The following is a 15,358-nucleotide window of genomic DNA, read 5'->3' as shown; positions in this document are numbered from 1 at the left end:
CAGCAAATTTTCTGAAAGAAATGCTCACAATATGTATCCCAAATTCATTTTCAGTTCGTTTAGACTTCTTTAGTTCTGCATGTAGCCTTGGCACCTTATCTGACCAATGGACAAAATTACACGAGTAAATTCAACCTAATCGTTTGATTCTGCAAGCATGACCCTAACCTAGTCGTAGTTAGGGTCAGGTCATTCGGTTAAAAAAGAATGTTATGATGGGCATCATTGAGAATATTTTTTTCTATTAGTTGAGGGGGTATCCCGGGGGTGCACGGGGTATACAAGCTAACTTCATTCGAGCCAAAAAATTTCTAACAAAAATGTAGGTATTCGGTATCACCTAATTGCAAAGATAAAGGTTGAGAATACTACCTACTAACGCTCCTATACGGGGGTGATGTAGGAGTAATTGCAGACTATATATCCCATGCTAATTAGGAACTGGAAATGTCAGAAATTAGCCATTTTGGTTTGAATAATTACATAAATTGCAATCCAGTTTCTCTTTAGCTGGAAAAAATAATAGCTTCATATGCTTAGATGTCATGGGGTTTGATAACTTGATCACCCGTACCTTATAAATGGACTCACGTTAATTTGTTTTATGTCGCTCTGAAACTCATGCGTTAACTTCGGGTTGTTCAATTGTGCTAAATTTTACTTCTAGCTATCGATTTTGCCAATTTAGAAGGGGTGCTAATGCCTAAATCCAACCAAAATATAGCATTATAATAGTGACTATCTTCCCCTTTATAGTATAGGTATAATATTTTTTCCAATCTTGACTTCGTTAAGCATAAAATTGATTTAAAAGCGACGGCTTGCCTAATATACTCGCTTTCATTTCTTAGCATTTGACATATTTGTTTGTCGTCAAATGAAATGAATTTTGGTTTGGAGAGAAGATGGATCATCCATTTTTTTACAGAAGATGAGATATCGAGCGCGAATAAATCAGCGATCCTTTCACCACCAAGCTTCAAAAGAGCAGTGGCAATTTCCTTATAGTCATTCATTTTATTTGGAGAAGGTAGTAATCCACCGCTAAATGATGCATCGTTAGTCAATTTTGCAATTCGCTCAGCATCTTCCCAGCTGCCATGTTTCGCTAAAAATGAGGCAATTGTATTCGATAACTGGATTTCGCTTTCGTCGATCAGGTTTCTGGCTAGTTGTAGGTCCTTAACTCCCCCTTTCTCACAAAGAATATCAAGCACCGATTTTAACATACTAAGTCGAAGGAAATTAGTAAGGCTGTCGGTCGGCGGTACATTAGGTTCACTAATTTTTTCGCGCTTATCTTCAAAATACGAGACAAATTTGTCTTCTAAATTGTTAATCATTTCGCTTCGCGCTGAAGAAAAGTAACGAGTATAGTATGCTTTAAGTGCATTAGAGTTATAAATAGAAGCCGACTTCACTTTCTGTCTGAGTTCTTCTACGGGCAGTTCACAAAAGACTGCGATCTCATATGAATCATAAACTGCTTCACCGTCGTGGTCTATTGAAGTAGTAGAAAACCATGAAATTAGTGTTCTGTTTTTTGTAGGTTTGACGAGTATCTTTTTTGCGTCGGACAAAGAGAATTCATCTCTGTGCCTCTGAAATGTTTGCGTACTAATGAGTCTAACTTGAGCATTGCCAGACTCCCCAAGTAATTTGGCGTCGTCTAATGAGAGTTTTTCGCGTTTATTGAGCTCTTTGGCCACCAAAATCAAAAACTCTGTGGATTGGTTTGATAGACAATTCTTAAGAAGCGTCGTTTCAATCATACTGGGCTTGGACAGGAGTTTTTGAGCTATCGCTGGAGATATATCTGCATCTTCCCGCGTAGCAATAAATTCGAGTGCCTCTGAAATGCTAAATTTTGATAGTATACCAATCGTGGCGCTAACTGCTGCAATTGAAATATTTGTTTCAGAGCTGTCATGGAAAGACGAAATTTGTGGCAAATCTTCTTCGCGGCCACATTCTTGTAAATAGGAAAACGCTGCCAAACGTAAATCATTTGATGTGTTATTATTCAACCAGATTTCGATTATGGATTTCCGGGTAAATAACTCACTGATATCTGCAATATCCCAAGAGCACAACCGCAGTATTTTTAACGCATTTTCCCGATGACGATTACTACCATATAATGTTCTAAAAGTAATTTCATACTGCGGGCTTTCTGTTGTCGAAAAAAGCCAATACCATATGGGTACGACTTCACTTTGGAAATTGCTTACACCCGTTTTAATAAGGAATTTAGTTTCTCTGCTTTCTAGGGTGATTGCGTCTTTATTCCGATAAATCAAATTGGAATCATGAACGCCAAGCGAAATATCATCATTTCCGGATTTATGCATTGAATTTGCTATAAGGCGGAACCTTGCTATTGACGTAGCATCAATCTCGCTATTTTCGAATAAGGATTCAATGAAGTGTATTGAGCTGGGATCAAAAAGTGATGTAGTAGAAGGCGCAATATCTTTTTGGGAGCCATCATTTGAAGTTTCCTTTATAGACTCCTCTGATACAATATCTTCGGCTTTTGAAGCATCTAATTGCATGTTTAGAATCAAGCTTATAATGGCACGAAACTTAGTAGCGAATTCGTCGAGTTTATCGAACTCCTGAAAGGTAAGTTCTTTGGCATCTACAATTTCTTTTTTGAATTTTAATACCTTCGTAATCTCGGGGCCCGGATCTGCCAATAACTCTTCAGTGGGTTTTTTAAATAACAAAGCAATTTCAGGCTTTTCAGTCGCTCGTTTTCTATCCATTGATCTCCGAAATTCTTCCTCAAATCCTGATGTATATGGATGACCTTCACCCCCAGGTGCAGTTCCCCACTTTTGCCACATCATTCCAATGAAGTACTCGCATTGATCAAGTTCTCTGTTTATCGTCGCTTGAGCGCGCCTTGCTTGAGCTACTGTGTCTTCCCACCCCACTAATTCAATTTGGTATCCGTGATTGTAAGCATGATTTTTATTCTCTTCTTCAACAATCGAACGGGCCCTTTCTCGTTCCTTCTGCAAGTCACCCGGCGAACCCAAAAATACTTTCAGAACTCTTCTTTCCATTGCCTATTATTCCAAGCCCTTATTCCATTAGATCCAAAACCAAATTATTTGTTGAAATCGCGGCTAAGTTACACCAAAGAGTATAAATATTCCATAGTGACCACTATTTATATCAGACTAAACGCATGCGTAACGGTAAGTTCAACAAAAGTTAGAATTTCTAAGCCGAATAGTTTATGAAATAATTCCCATTCCTAAGTTTTTCATAGCAAATCTACTACATCAACGGCGTTTAGGTGGGTGTAGCGTTGAACTGACCTTACATCTTTATGTCCAGAGACCGCCATTATCTGAGCGTTGTTAAAGCCCTTACGGGCTACAATGCTAATTCTTGAATGCCTCAATTGGTGTACACGTATGTCATCAGATAATCCTAGCTTTTGTCTTGCCCTTCTAAGGGCCTGAGAGACTCCGTAAGCGGATACTTGGAAAATATGGGCATCATCCTTAGAACAAGCCTTTACAGCCCCTGAGAGAAGCTCTGCGGCCCTTCTTGTAAGGGGTACTGTGCGGCTACCAGTCTTGCCGTCAATAACATCGAGAAGGCGTCTATCGAGGTGCAAGCAGGAGGGTGTTAGTTTGAGTATTTCTGATCTCCTCATGGCAGTCTCATAAGCAAGCTCAATGATAACAGCCATTCGAGGGGACATTGCTTTAAGTAGCATCTCCATTTCCTCCGGAGATACCACCTTGTCTCTCGGCTTTGACGATCTTGGTAGAGCTATATCTATGCAGGGATTGGGCAGATCAAGAAGAAGTTCACGGCTTATCCACTTAAACAGTCTGCTCAGCAAGACCAGTTCGTCTCGGCAAGTTGTGGGCGACACAGATTTCAATCGAGCAAGCCTGTAGTCGTTCACATTCCATTTGCTAATCTGGCCAAACGGTTGCGGAAAATACTTGGCCATGCGTTCAACACGCATCAAAGTTTGATATTGAGATGCTTTACCATTAAGGACGATAGAGCAATAGCGAGAGCCGACGTCTCTTAGAGTATCTTTGGAATCAAATTTTAATGTAGTATTTGAGAGGGATGCGTTGCTTCGAGCAATTTTCTCTCTTTCCTTCGCCCAGTTTTCTGCGTCTTGTAGTTGTGAGAATGTCTTGTAGACTGGTTTTGAGCCTTTCAGACGGACTTGGCAGTAATACTTTCCTGAGGGCAATTTTCTGATAGATGCCATTGTTTCCTCCGTGTTCAATAGAGGAAAAAGCAATTACAAATCAAATGCCTAAAGGTTATTTTGCTAGCTTGCCAAGGTTAGGGTCGTGAGTTCGAATCTCATCGCCCGCTCCAATTTTCAAAAAAGGCCCTGCAGGAATGCGGGGCTTTTTTGTGGGCTATTTGCTTTTTCTATATAGAATCTCCTAAATCTGGTTAACGAACTAACCCTATCCCAGTCGATAAGCTCTCTTTGCCGTTGCAAAGTGCAGGTTTTCCTTTTCTTCAGAAGTCAATTCAGAAAAAATTTCCCGATATGTGTCCCAAACAATTTCATATGTCGACGTTAGCTTCTCGATTGGAAAATTACTGCCGAGCATACATCGTTCCGGACCGAAGGCTTCTAAGACCTGATCAACCAAAGGCCTTATGCTATCGATGCTCCAGCGTGGATCCGCTTGAGACAAGCCGGAGATCTTCATGAATGTATTGGGCAAGGCGGCAAGCGCGTTGATACCATTAAGCCATACGTCCTGTGCGCCATCGTCATTTGCAATAGGTGAGCCCAAATGGTCGACGATGACTGGTATGGTGGGATGTTCAAATAGGAACGCTGCAAATGCGCTGAGTTGAGAGTGCCAGCAGGTCAGATCGAAGCTTGCGTTGACATCGGCCAGCGCGGTGAAACCCCGGCGCCAATCAGGGTTTGCCAGCAGATCCTCCTCCAGGATATCCGGGCGCGGGGAGGGTTTTTGCCACCAAATCTCCTGCCGAATACCGCGAAAAATCGGGTTCTGGGCGTGCCGTTCAAGAAGTGCCTTGACGTCTGGCTGAGAAAGATCCGCGTACGCAATAAAGCCCGTGATCCGGTCGCCGTTCGGGTGCTCGTCAGCGGTTCTCTGGAGCCATGCAGTCTCTTCGACCGGGTCATTCGCATGATCGACTTCGGCTTGGATAACGATGAAATCGGTTTCGGTTCCCTCTGCCTCGGCAATCGCGTCATCTAGCAGGTAAGTATCCGGTAGTTCGGGAAATGCACCGTTCTGAAACAAAGGGTAGTCAAGCTGCGTTGTGTCCCATAGGTGCAGGTGAGTGTCGATTCGCCGCATTTTCACTCTCTCTTCGCTTTTTGCTATGCGGCGCAACACAGTTCAATCGTCATGAAGCCTGACAATGTCTCTAGGCCAACCAGAATATCTTAGATCGAGTGTCCTCCGGAAACATTCGGCCAACTCCACCATTTGGGCATTGCGGCCCACAGTTTCGCCACTTTGGCAGTTTAGCGCCAAGGCATTAAATCGTCCATTGTCAAAAAAGACCCTGCAGGAATGCGGGGCTTTTTTGTGACCTAATTGCTTTTTCGCTCAACCCTTCCTTTCTAGCAATCGAAACACCCCGCTTGCGCTGAAGACAATTTTTTCGTCGACCCAGGCTCTGGCCTCAACAAAAGCGAAGCCGTCATTGAGGCCGGTTTGACGTGCGGTTCCTTCCAGCCAGTCGCCTATATCGGCGCCTGAGCATATGTCGCAGTTCAGGTTGATTGTAACGGCGGGGATTTTGTTGGCGCGGGCCACGGCGGTCGCAAGGAGGCCGTCGGCAAAGGTCGTCATCATGCCGCCATGCAGGCGTCCGCGCGAGTTGCAATGCAACGCGGTAACATAGAGGCCATGCCAGAACTTGTCGCCGTCTACCTTATGGAAAAACGGTCCGTTATGGGATGAGAAGGGGCCGCGGGTGCGGCTTTGAACGAAGCCTTCCGGCGGTGGTTTCATCTCGCTATTTTGCGCCATTTTTACGCCTTTTTCTTTCGCCAAATTTGTGCATTGACTTTCGTTATTAGACTTTCTATAAATCTTATAACGAAAGTAGTATCGCTAAACAAGAATTACCTAACGGGAAGGAAAACAATAATGAGCGACTATAAAAAACTGATCTTTGACCGCCAGGACACAGTGACGACCATAACATTGAACCGGCCGGAAGTGCATAACGCGTTGGATCGGGAGCTTTCCGCAGAGCTGAAAGCCGCCATCCTTGCCGTGCGCGCGGATCGGGAATGCCGGGTCATGATCCTGCGCGGTGCCGGGGATACTTTCTGCGCTGGTGACGATATCAAGGAATTCAACGAATGGAAGGGAGATGAATCCTATTGGCAGGTTCGTCTCTATCAGGAAACGGTACAGCTGATTGAGGATCTGACGCCGATCACCATTGCCGCCGTTGATGGTGTTTGCACGGGCGGCGGACTGGAGCTTACGCTCGTCTGCGATTTTGTTGTCGCGACGGACCGTTCGCGTTGGGGCATGCCCGAGATTGACTGGGATATCACGCCGGGTTGGGGTGGTCTGTCGCGTATTCCAAAATTTGCCGGCCGCCGTAAAGCAAAGGAATGGAACCTTATTGGTATGATGTTTACCGCGGAAAAAGCGGAGCGCTATGATCTCGTCAATCGCGTTGTCGCGCCGGAAGAGCTGGATGATCAGGTTGCGCAGTTGACACATATCATGCTGCAGAAACATCCCATTACAGTGCGCCGAACCAAATTTGCCCTGAACAAGAGTGCGGATCTGCCGGTTCAAGGTGCGTTAGCCTTCGAAGTGCCGATTATGCCTTATGCAAGAGGATCATCGGGCCTCAAGGATTTCAAGAGTGCGGACAGCCGAAAGAAGCGTCGGGAACTTTCGAAGGATTTCTGGGCTGACTAGAAGGGGTTGATTTTCGGGCCGCAGTGACAATCGCGGCCCGAAAGCATATAAACATTATGTTTCACTTACCACAGGTCCTTGATTGCGTCGCTGCCGCCGTCCCCGAAAGAACGGCAATTGTTTGTCGGGGCAAGCAATGGACATTTGCGGAATTCGCGGGGCGCTCCAATCGTCTTGCCAATGCATTTCTTGAGCTTGGGTTCGGGTGTCATAAAGAACGCAAAGATTTGCAGGACTGGGAGTCTGGTCAAGACCGTCTCGCAGTTTATCTCCATAACGGCAATGAATATCTTGAAGCCATGTTCGGTGCGTTCAAGGCGCGGCTCGCCCCGTTTAATGTAAATTACCGATATGTCGAGGAGGAGCTTGTCTATCTTCTCAATAATGCTGAGGCGCGCGTGATTGTGTATCAGCGGAGCTTCGGCAAAAAGCTCGCAGCCATACGCGATCAAGTGCCGAGCTTGACTTGCTTCATTGAAATTGATGACGGGGGGCCTCGTTTTATCAAGGAGGCGATTGACTATGAAAGTCTGATCGCGGCGGCTTCGCCAATCTCGCCGGATCTATCCTACAGCCTGGACGATCTTTATATCCTGTACACCGGAGGCACCACCGGTCGGCCGAAGGGCGTGCTCTGGCGGCAGGGGGATATTTGGATCTCGGTTCTGGGCGGGCGGCGACTTTCCGACAAAGGCATTATTAATAGCCTTGACGAAGTCGCCGCCATTGCATCAGAGGGGACAATGCCGGTCCTTCCAGCGCCACCGTTCATGCATGCGGCGGGACAGTGGAACGCGATCATGGGTCTTTTTGCCGGGAACACGGTGGTTATTCAGGATCGCGTTGACCTGTTGGATCCTGTGGATGTCCTGAACATAATTGATCGTGAAAATGTTGTCATGATCTCGATTGTCGGTGATGCGTTTGCTTTACCGTTGATCGAAGAAATAAAGAAGGGCGGGCATGAGTTAGGCTCACTGCGCTTTTTTTTGAACAGCGGTGCTCATCTGTCGGCCAAGTCCAAGCGTGCATTAACTGAACTGCTTCCCAAGACCCGCATCCTCGATTTTCTGGGCTCCTCTGAAGGGGGAAATCAAGGCCAGCATGTGGAGGATATTGATGACAATCAGCCCGGTACTTTCCGGATGTCACCGGGAAACGCTGTCTTGAACGATAGCCGAACCGCGCTTCTTGAGCCTGGACATGAGGGAACGGGCTGGTGGGCCCGAAAGAGTTATGTGCCCATTGGCTATCTCAATGATGAAGCTGCAACGAAGAAAACTTTCCTTGAGATGGATGGGGAACGTTTTGCAATCGCCGGTGATAGGGCGGAACTGCTTCCGGGAAATGTCGTCAGGCTACTTGGTCGTGATTCCCTTGTCATCAATAGTGGCGGTGAGAAAATCTTTACCGAGGAAGTGGAAGAGGCGATCAAAAATCACGCTGCAGTAAAGGATGTTTTGGTCGTGGGTCGGGACAGTGAACGATGGGGACGGGAAGTCACAGCCGTTGTCTCTTTTCATGCCGGTATGATGGTCACTAATGACGAATTGGTCGGCGAGGGCGCGCAACATATCGCCCGCTATAAATTACCTAAGGCGTTCTTTATCGTCGAAGAAGTAATGCGGCATGCTAACGGTAAGCCGGATTATAAATGGGCAGAAAGAATTGTCGCGGCGGGAAGCGTCAAGTCAGCGCCTGATACTCTACATCTTCAAGGGTGACGGTTATGTCGCAACTAAGGCAACGCAGCTCTGCTGAGAAAACATGGTCGCAGCGTTTATGCGTCAGTATCAGCGGAGGGCCATTCGCCCCGGCAAGCCATTTGTCGCCCCAGGCGATGATGGTAAGCGGGAGGGTATATAGCGCCATCCCCTTCTCAGTTAAACGGTATTCTGAAAGATGGGGTTGATCGATGATCGGCTGGGTCCGCAGAACACCTGCGGTGACCATTCTTTTCAAGCGAGCCGTCAGGATATTGCTGGCAATCGAAAGCCGTTGTTGAAAGGCGTCAAATCGCCGGACGCCGTAAAAACATTCCCGAATGATCAAAAAACTCCAAGGGTCGCCGATTGTCGCCATAGTGCGCGCGATGGAGCTTGGCTTTTGTCGTTCCAGCAGTTCCTGCTCCACATAGCGCATTTTTGCAAACTTTTCCCGGCCTTTACTCCGGTTTCTTATTCGGCTTGTGAAGCTGACGTCCCGCGGGTCAACTGTCGTATGACAATGAGAGCATACAACCGCCTGCTTAAGAGGGCATCCGCAGTTTTTGTGGATCAGGCGCTCGGGTGTGGGGCCATTACTGGCCCAAGCTTCGCCCCAGTTAAGCGCGGCCACCAGGACAGGCAACAGGTCCCGTCCCTGTTCCGTCAGAAAATATCCTTTTCGCAAGCCACCCGGTACAAGAGGTCGATGATCCATCACCCCATTGCGCACGAGACGGTTGAGCACACGTTTCAAGGATTCGCGGGCAATTCCGAGATTGGTCTGGAAACTATCGAATTGAGCGACATTTTCAAACAGGGCCTCCCTCAGTACCAAGAAGGTCCAGGCGCCACCCAGAATTTCGAAGGATCGTTCAACGGAACAACGGCTGTCCGGAAGGATTTCATGCTTTAACATATAGATTATATATCATTTATATGCTTTCAGTACGAGACTTTTATACTTGCAATATGAGACTTTTAAGAGTATCTTCCCTTAATAGAACAACAAGACGGAACAATAAAAATGAAAGCGATTGTTGTTAGTGAGATAACGGGCCTCGATGGCCTGAAATTAAGCGAATTTCCAAAACCAACTGTGCGCCGACGCGGACTGATTGTCGAAGTCAATACGGCGGCGCTGAATTTTCCCGATGTCCTGCAACCGAGAGGTCTGTATCAGGATCAACCGGAGCTTCCCTTTGTACTGGGCCTTGAATTTTCCGGCATCGTGCGCGAAACGGGAGAGGGTTGCCAAAGACTAAAAGCCGGTGATCGGATCGTCGGTATGGGGCAAGGCGCACTTGGACAGTTTGCTTCCGTTCGGGAGCAGATGTGCTTTAAATTACCCGACAGCATACCGTTTGATACCGGCGCGGCCATTCCGCTCGCTGGTGGAACGGCGATGTATGGTTTGAAATATTGCGGGCAATTGAAGGAAGGCGAAACGCTGGTTGTTCTCGGCGCGGCCGGTGGCACAGGTAATTATGCTGTACAAATTGGTAAGGCGCTTGGGGCGCGTGTTATCGCCGTTTGTTCCAGCAAAGAAAAAATGCATTCGGCGACGGTTGCTGGGGCCGATGAAGTGGTCAACTATACCGAAGAAGATTTGAATGAGCGGCTGAAGGAACTAACCGATAACAATGGGGTTGATGTTGTCTATGACCCTGTCGGAGGCGATCTTTTCGGAATTTGTTCGCGGCGTATGGCGCGGGGTGGGCGGATGCTCATCGTTGGTTTTGCCTCGGGTCGCATCCCGGAGCTTGGGGTGAATATGCCGCTGATCAAATCATATTCGGTGATGGGTGCGAACTGGTCAACAACGGCTTGGCATGAGCCGGAAATTTCAAACAAAGTGATGACTGATCTTTTTGATCTCTGCGTGCAAGGGCATGTGAAGCCCGCCATCGACCGGACATTTCCGCTCAAGCAGGCAAAAACGGCGCTGGCACGCCTTGAAAATCAACAGGCCATCGGCAAAACCCTTATTCAGGTTAGCTGAGATTTTCCCGTTTGCGTTGCTGTAGCCAGACATCAAGTGAAAAGTGATCCCGGTGTCGCAGCAGCCAAAGTGATGCAAAACCGGCAAGCGCCGCGAGAGCAATGGCGTTGTTGCGGTTTACAGGAAAGCCATCCTCAATAACGAACGGGGCGATCAGACTTGGAAAAATCACGACCACGGTGACGAGATGCATCAGGAATAGAAGGCCATAGGATAGGACGCGCCAAAGCCCCATAGCGGCCATCACACATATCACGATCTGTGCTGCACCCATAACATAGGGCGTGGTGGCACCGATATCTACGCCATGAAAATAACCCCAGATGCGCGTATATTGACCGGGTTCGATAATCTTGTTCACGGCCCAGACAAAAAGAAACCAGGCAAGGCCAAGACGCAAGATCAACAGGGCAACCGCGTCGCGCGTATCAGGGTTTTTTATCACCGTTACTCTCCCTCAATTTGAAGAACTATTCCGTTGGTGATAACAGAATCCGGCGCGTGTCGGGCACACGATGTCTCACTATTACGTGAGTGACGGAATCGGTAAATTAGGTCGGGTACCCAAACCCTAATTGCGTCAAATCAATGCCGACATCTTGCGCCTGTTCCTAAATGACCTAGTTCTTATAAGTATAATAAAACCTTAAATCCGTTTGGAGAGTATGACTATGTCACATGTCCCGCATGAACTTGCCGAAGAGTTTCCTGAATCAAAAGACCAGATCCATTCACTGACGCAGTCGGATGCCCATTTCGCAAAGCTTGCGGAAGAGTATCATTCGATCAATCGGGAAATTCACAGGATTGAGACAAATGTGGAGCCAGCGGATGAAGGGTTTGAAAAGCAACTTCGACGCCAGCGCCTTGCGCTCAAAGATCAGATAAGTGCATATCTGAGTTAGGCTTGGGAATGCTTATGAGCTTTTTCGGAGGTATATAAGCCAATAAACCAATGCGACGAGGGCACTACCGCCCAGAATATTCCCGATAGTTACGACGAGCAGGTTAGCTAAAAATCCACCGATCGTAACGGTTGCGGATCCCTCGAAAAAAGCAACTGGTATCAGGTACATATTGGCGACGGAATGTTCAAATCCGAGTGCGACGAAGGCAGAAATCGGAAAAATAATTGCTAGGATTTTTCCGCTGACACTATGTGCGGCAGAGCTTATCCAGACCGCGAGGCAAACAAGCGTATTGCATAGAATAGCCCGAAAGAAGGCTGTCTGCCAAGAAAGGGAGAGCTTGGCATTTGCAATATTAATCGCTGTTTCGGCGACAGCTCCGTCACCCATCGAAAGCACGCCTGAGAGGCTTATCATGACCGCCGTGCCGATAGCACCGATAAAGTTACCGATATAGACGATGAGCCAATTGCGGAGAAGTTCACGATGGGTCACTTCGCGGCTCGCCCAGGCCATGACGATGAGATTGTTGCCGGTGAAAAGCTCGGCGCCGCCAATCACGACTAAAATGAGGCCAAGTGAAAAGGCGATGCCGCCCAAAAACCGGGTTATGCCGAAACCAAGTTCGCTTCCAGTTACAGTCAGCGTGTAAAACGCTCCGCCCAGCGCAATAAATGCGCCTGCCAAGACGGCAAGCATTAGAACTTGCAAAAAGCCAAGCCGGGCTTTTGCAATACCGCTCGCTTGGACTCTTTGCGCTACTTCATTCGGGCTAAAAGCATCGATGCCCAGATCCACGGGATTGGCTGGCATAATTTATGACTCCGATTGAAGGAATTCATAGAAATTGTACGCATTACATTCAGTTATACAATGGCGGCTTCGGTAGGCGCGGTATGCAGCAGGTCTTGCCTTTATAACCATTTTTCTGTTTAACCGAAGCATTATGATCAGGATTAATGACAATATCACGCTGGATGACTCGGAAATCATCGAGAGCTTTATCCGGGCGTCTGGCCCTGGCGGGCAGAATGTCAACAAGGTCGAGACCGCAGTACAGCTGCGTTTCGATGCAAAAAACAGTCCAAACCTTCCGCCGCATATTTTTGCGCGGTTAAAGGAGCAGGCCGGGCAGCGGATGACGAAAGACGGGGTTCTCGTCCTCAGCGCTAGTGAATACCGGTCCCAAGATCGCAATCGGAAGGCCGCTCTGGAACGGCTTATTGGCTTGATACAGGAGGCCGCTATCGTTCCCAAATATCGGCGACCGACCAAACCGACTTACGCGTCCAAGCAGCGACGTCTTGAGAAGAAACAGAGGCGCGCCGGGCTTAAAAGGACTCGGGGAAAAGTTGGCTTGGACTAGCGATGGGAATCCACCATTGCAATTTTTTCAGCAATAAATTCTTCTGCTTCACTTATGCTGTCTGTGGCGACTATTTCTCCGTCCAGATTATTCAACACAGCATTCCCCTCCGCCATTTTAACGACTAATGGATATGCCGTATCGTTCGTGACAGTGGCGCCATAGAAATATTTTATCCCGGCGTCGATCAGTATGCTATCAAGATACTTAATGTCATCAAAGGACAGGATGTTTTCAAAATTTCCTCTGTTGTCAAGTATGCAAAAGAAGGAGCTTGATTTATTTAGGGCTAAAAGTTCGTTGTATAAGCCGATTCGTTCGCGTCTTCCAACTTTCTCGATAATCTGTATTTGATGCAGACGTTCATATCCAATTTGGTATGTTATATACTCAAAATTGGAAATTGTTCCGGATCCGATTATGGCTCTAGCGGTCTCCAAGTCATAACTCCTTTTTTGAAAATCTTATGCCCTAACCTCTATCGCTTCTACAAATAAGAAATACGGTGTTGCTCAAGTCCACATTCCATTCTGATTCGTTCGCCGCTCTTCGAGGCAATCGGCCCAATGTCTTCTTATGGATTTTCTTCAAGAAGTTGGAATAGTTGCTGCCGTCATCTTAATATATCTCACAAATCATTGACTTGTTGATAATAATCTATATGTAGGCATCACGTGTTACATTCGTTTTGACTTGCCTAAATAATCGGTACGCTGGTTACCTTAGTTATCCCTGACAATGTGATCGTTACGAAAACCGTAGGTCTGCAAGGTGCGGGCCGCGCGTTTCATGTTGCTATAAAGGAATAATACTATGGCTACAGGTACTGTAAAATGGTTCAACCCGACAAAAGGTTTTGGCTTTATTGAGCCTGAAGATGGTTCAAATGATGCATTTGTCCATATTTCGGCGGTTGAACGCGCCGGGCTTCAGAGCCTAAACGAAGGTCAGAAGGTTTCTTATGACCTCGAAGCTGGCAAGAACGGCAAATCTTCTGCAGAAAACATCACTCTGCTCTAGTTTGCGTTAATTGAAAGCCGCCGTCAGCTAATACTGACGGCGGCTTTTTTATGTCTGAACGTCTTTCAAGTCGTAGCTAACGTTATTTCGCCTTTTGTATATGTTCCAGCTTCAGACCTTTTGCCGTTCGGTTCTGGAAACCTTTCCAGTAAGTATGCTCGGGCTTTGGCGTGCCATCCTTTTCAATAGCGAAGACGCCATCGTTAGCCGTCTCGATAATATCGAGATAACTCTGTTTCGCGTCATCCCCTTTTAAGTGAGAATCGAAATAGGCTGTGACAAAATGCTGCGTAATATTATTCATGCGGAGCGTATCCCAAACAGCATCTGCATAATGATCAAAGGGAACAAAATCCAGATTTTCGACCGGATTCCATGATTCTGCTGGTGCGGGGATCGGCGCCGCAGCGTTATGATTAGCGTTTTCAAACGTCAGCAAGTAACGATCTGTATTCACGGCATTCTCGAATATTGCTTTTGTGCCCTTTTCGTATCCCGAAACATCATCGACGCTGCCCGCGATGAAGAACATCGGCACGCGCACCCCGGCTAGACCTTCTGCATCCCAGAAACCGTATGTCATGCCCCATGGCGCGATAGAAACGATCGCCTTGAAACGATTGTCCAGCATGGCTTCATGTTCCTTGCTGCCTGCCATCATCGGCTTTAGAGTGCCATTTGGCGCGCCCCAGGCGAGTTCGGTCGCGGCCTTCGTGACGCCACCACCCGCCGTTATAACGGACCCATAGGCGCCCATCGAATAACCGATCAGCCCCGTATCGTTTGCGTTTACCAGCCCGTGCAGGAAGCTGTTTGTATCCTTCCCAAGGCGGTCCATTTCTTCTAAAACGAATTTTTGATCAAGCGGCCTGTTGACCAATGTGCTGCCGAAGGCGGCCTTGTCATGATACATGCTGTCCGTATGATCTATGGACGCGACGACATATCCTTTGGAGGCCAAATTCTCCGCCAGATGGCTGAGTAAAAAGCGATTTCCCGGATAACCATGCGAGATAATGACTAAAGGATACGCTGTTGCGGGTGCTGCCGGTGCCGCGTCGCGGACGGCTTGGCCATAGAGCGTTACCTGTGTCTTTCCATCCCGCAAATAAACGTTGTTGTATTCGCCGCCCCGGTTTGTTCCGTCCGATGGATACCAAACCTCTACGGTTAGCGGTCGGTCATATTTGGGGAGTAGCTTGTCGGCCTCAACTTTCAGGATATCTACTTGATCTTTATTGGTGAGCTGAATTGTCCGGACACCAACAGCATAGTCGCCACGCTTTGCCAGCTCGGGCGCGTCGGGGCGTAATCCGTCAACCCTGTTTTCTGTCGCGAATGCCGTGCTGCTCATAATCAATCCCATCATCGCAATTTTTAATATCTTTCTCATTTTTCCCTCCCAGATCGTGGGCTGATGGCCC

Annotated in this window: 15 protein-coding genes; 6 read left to right on the top strand and 9 right to left on the bottom strand. The window is 47.4% G+C overall.

Going from position 1 to position 15,358, the window contains the following annotated elements:
• Positions 1-650: 650 nt before the first annotated feature.
• From LKE13_RS02695 to LKE13_RS02680, 4 genes are all read right to left on the bottom strand, one after another.
• On the bottom strand, positions 651-3,071 hold the full coding sequence (locus LKE13_RS02695; protein WP_227948155.1) for a DUF4062 domain-containing protein: 2,421 nt from the start codon (positions 3,069-3,071) through the stop codon (positions 651-653).
• Between the two features lie 203 nt (positions 3,072-3,274).
• Positions 3,275-4,252 (bottom strand): tyrosine-type recombinase/integrase, encoded by a 978-nt coding sequence (locus LKE13_RS02690; protein WP_227948154.1) that lies wholly within the window; start codon positions 4,250-4,252, stop codon positions 3,275-3,277.
• A 208-nt stretch (positions 4,253-4,460) separates the two neighbouring features.
• Positions 4,461-5,339 (bottom strand): amidohydrolase family protein, encoded by an 879-nt coding sequence (locus LKE13_RS02685; RefSeq protein WP_227948153.1) that lies wholly within the window; start codon positions 5,337-5,339, stop codon positions 4,461-4,463.
• Positions 5,340-5,594: 255 nt separating this feature from the next.
• Complete coding sequence (locus LKE13_RS02680; RefSeq protein ID WP_227948152.1) at positions 5,595-6,020, bottom strand: PaaI family thioesterase; 426 nt, start codon at positions 6,018-6,020, stop codon at positions 5,595-5,597.
• A 120-nt stretch (positions 6,021-6,140) separates the two neighbouring features.
• Here LKE13_RS02680 and LKE13_RS02675 point away from each other — a divergent pair, with 120 nt between their 5' ends.
• On the top strand, positions 6,141-6,935 hold the full coding sequence (locus LKE13_RS02675; RefSeq protein WP_227948151.1) for an enoyl-CoA hydratase/isomerase family protein: 795 nt from the start codon (positions 6,141-6,143) through the stop codon (positions 6,933-6,935).
• A 56-nt stretch (positions 6,936-6,991) separates the two neighbouring features.
• Positions 6,992-8,659, top strand: coding sequence for an AMP-binding protein (locus LKE13_RS02670; protein ID WP_227948150.1), 1,668 nt, complete (start codon positions 6,992-6,994; stop codon positions 8,657-8,659).
• On the opposite strand, the gene LKE13_RS02665 is transcribed toward LKE13_RS02670, so the two are convergent.
• Positions 8,622-9,557: a winged helix-turn-helix transcriptional regulator gene (locus LKE13_RS02665; RefSeq protein WP_227948149.1), complete on the bottom strand. Its 936-nt coding sequence runs from the start codon at positions 9,555-9,557 to the stop codon at positions 8,622-8,624. The genes LKE13_RS02670 and LKE13_RS02665 overlap by 38 nt on opposite strands.
• Before the next feature lie 108 nt (positions 9,558-9,665).
• Here LKE13_RS02665 and LKE13_RS02660 point away from each other — a divergent pair, with 108 nt between their 5' ends.
• Positions 9,666-10,640, top strand: a complete 975-nt coding sequence (locus LKE13_RS02660; protein WP_227948148.1) for an NADPH:quinone oxidoreductase family protein — start codon at positions 9,666-9,668, stop codon at positions 10,638-10,640.
• Here the strand turns inward: LKE13_RS02660 and LKE13_RS02655 are convergent.
• Positions 10,633-11,085, bottom strand: a complete 453-nt coding sequence (locus LKE13_RS02655) for a hypothetical protein (protein WP_227948147.1) — start codon at positions 11,083-11,085, stop codon at positions 10,633-10,635. The two genes, LKE13_RS02660 and LKE13_RS02655, sit on opposite strands and share 8 nt — an antisense overlap.
• Before the next feature lie 226 nt (positions 11,086-11,311).
• Between LKE13_RS02655 and LKE13_RS02650 the strand changes: the two genes are divergently transcribed.
• On the top strand, positions 11,312-11,545 hold the full coding sequence (locus tag LKE13_RS02650) for a YdcH family protein (RefSeq protein WP_227948146.1): 234 nt from the start codon (positions 11,312-11,314) through the stop codon (positions 11,543-11,545).
• Positions 11,546-11,557: 12 nt separating this feature from the next.
• Here LKE13_RS02650 and LKE13_RS02645 read toward each other — a convergent pair whose 3' ends face one another.
• Positions 11,558-12,361, bottom strand: a complete 804-nt coding sequence (locus LKE13_RS02645) for a formate/nitrite transporter family protein (protein ID WP_227948145.1) — start codon at positions 12,359-12,361, stop codon at positions 11,558-11,560.
• Between the two features lie 133 nt (positions 12,362-12,494).
• Here LKE13_RS02645 and arfB point away from each other — a divergent pair, with 133 nt between their 5' ends.
• Positions 12,495-12,914 (top strand): alternative ribosome rescue aminoacyl-tRNA hydrolase ArfB, encoded by a 420-nt coding sequence (gene arfB, locus LKE13_RS02640; protein WP_227948144.1) that lies wholly within the window; start codon positions 12,495-12,497, stop codon positions 12,912-12,914.
• On the opposite strand, the gene LKE13_RS02635 is transcribed toward arfB, so the two are convergent.
• The gene (locus LKE13_RS02635) at positions 12,911-13,354 is read right to left on the bottom strand and encodes a hypothetical protein (protein ID WP_227948143.1); all 444 of its coding nucleotides are present in this window, start codon (positions 13,352-13,354) and stop codon (positions 12,911-12,913) included. The two genes, arfB and LKE13_RS02635, sit on opposite strands and share 4 nt — an antisense overlap.
• A 373-nt stretch (positions 13,355-13,727) precedes the next feature.
• Between LKE13_RS02635 and LKE13_RS02630 the strand changes: the two genes are divergently transcribed.
• Entirely contained in the window at positions 13,728-13,934 is a 207-nt protein-coding gene (locus LKE13_RS02630; protein WP_227948142.1) for a cold-shock protein, read from the top strand.
• An 82-nt stretch (positions 13,935-14,016) separates the two neighbouring features.
• On the opposite strand, the gene LKE13_RS02625 is transcribed toward LKE13_RS02630, so the two are convergent.
• Positions 14,017-15,327: an alpha/beta hydrolase family protein gene (locus LKE13_RS02625; protein WP_227948141.1), complete on the bottom strand. Its 1,311-nt coding sequence runs from the start codon at positions 15,325-15,327 to the stop codon at positions 14,017-14,019.
• Positions 15,328-15,358 lie beyond the last annotated feature (31 nt).

Origin of the sequence: Sneathiella sp. HT1-7, assembly GCF_020731145.1 — a bacterium.
Classification (GTDB): Bacteria; Pseudomonadota; Alphaproteobacteria; order Sneathiellales; family Sneathiellaceae; genus Sneathiella.
Note: the sequence above shows the minus strand (reverse complement) of the source record. Positions and strands in the feature narration are given on the sequence as shown.

Coding starts and splice junctions, on each gene's coding strand:
- LKE13_RS02695 (WP_227948155.1), bottom strand. CDS start 3,071: ATGGAAAGAAGAGTTCTGAAAGTATTTTTGGGTTCGCCGGGTGACTTG.
- LKE13_RS02690 (WP_227948154.1), bottom strand. CDS start 4,252: ATGGCATCTATCAGAAAATTGCCCTCAGGAAAGTATTACTGCCAAGTC.
- LKE13_RS02685 (WP_227948153.1), bottom strand. CDS start 5,339: ATGCGGCGAATCGACACTCACCTGCACCTATGGGACACAACGCAGCTT.
- LKE13_RS02680 (WP_227948152.1), bottom strand. CDS start 6,020: ATGGCGCAAAATAGCGAGATGAAACCACCGCCGGAAGGCTTCGTTCAA.
- LKE13_RS02675 (WP_227948151.1), top strand. CDS start 6,141: ATGAGCGACTATAAAAAACTGATCTTTGACCGCCAGGACACAGTGACG.
- LKE13_RS02670 (WP_227948150.1), top strand. CDS start 6,992: ATGTTTCACTTACCACAGGTCCTTGATTGCGTCGCTGCCGCCGTCCCC.
- LKE13_RS02665 (WP_227948149.1), bottom strand. CDS start 9,557: ATGTTAAAGCATGAAATCCTTCCGGACAGCCGTTGTTCCGTTGAACGA.
- LKE13_RS02660 (WP_227948148.1), top strand. CDS start 9,666: ATGAAAGCGATTGTTGTTAGTGAGATAACGGGCCTCGATGGCCTGAAA.
- LKE13_RS02650 (WP_227948146.1), top strand. CDS start 11,312: ATGTCACATGTCCCGCATGAACTTGCCGAAGAGTTTCCTGAATCAAAA.
- LKE13_RS02645 (WP_227948145.1), bottom strand. CDS start 12,361: ATGCCAGCCAATCCCGTGGATCTGGGCATCGATGCTTTTAGCCCGAAT.
- arfB (WP_227948144.1), top strand. CDS start 12,495: ATGATCAGGATTAATGACAATATCACGCTGGATGACTCGGAAATCATC.
- LKE13_RS02630 (WP_227948142.1), top strand. CDS start 13,728: ATGGCTACAGGTACTGTAAAATGGTTCAACCCGACAAAAGGTTTTGGC.
- LKE13_RS02625 (WP_227948141.1), bottom strand. CDS start 15,327: ATGAGAAAGATATTAAAAATTGCGATGATGGGATTGATTATGAGCAGC.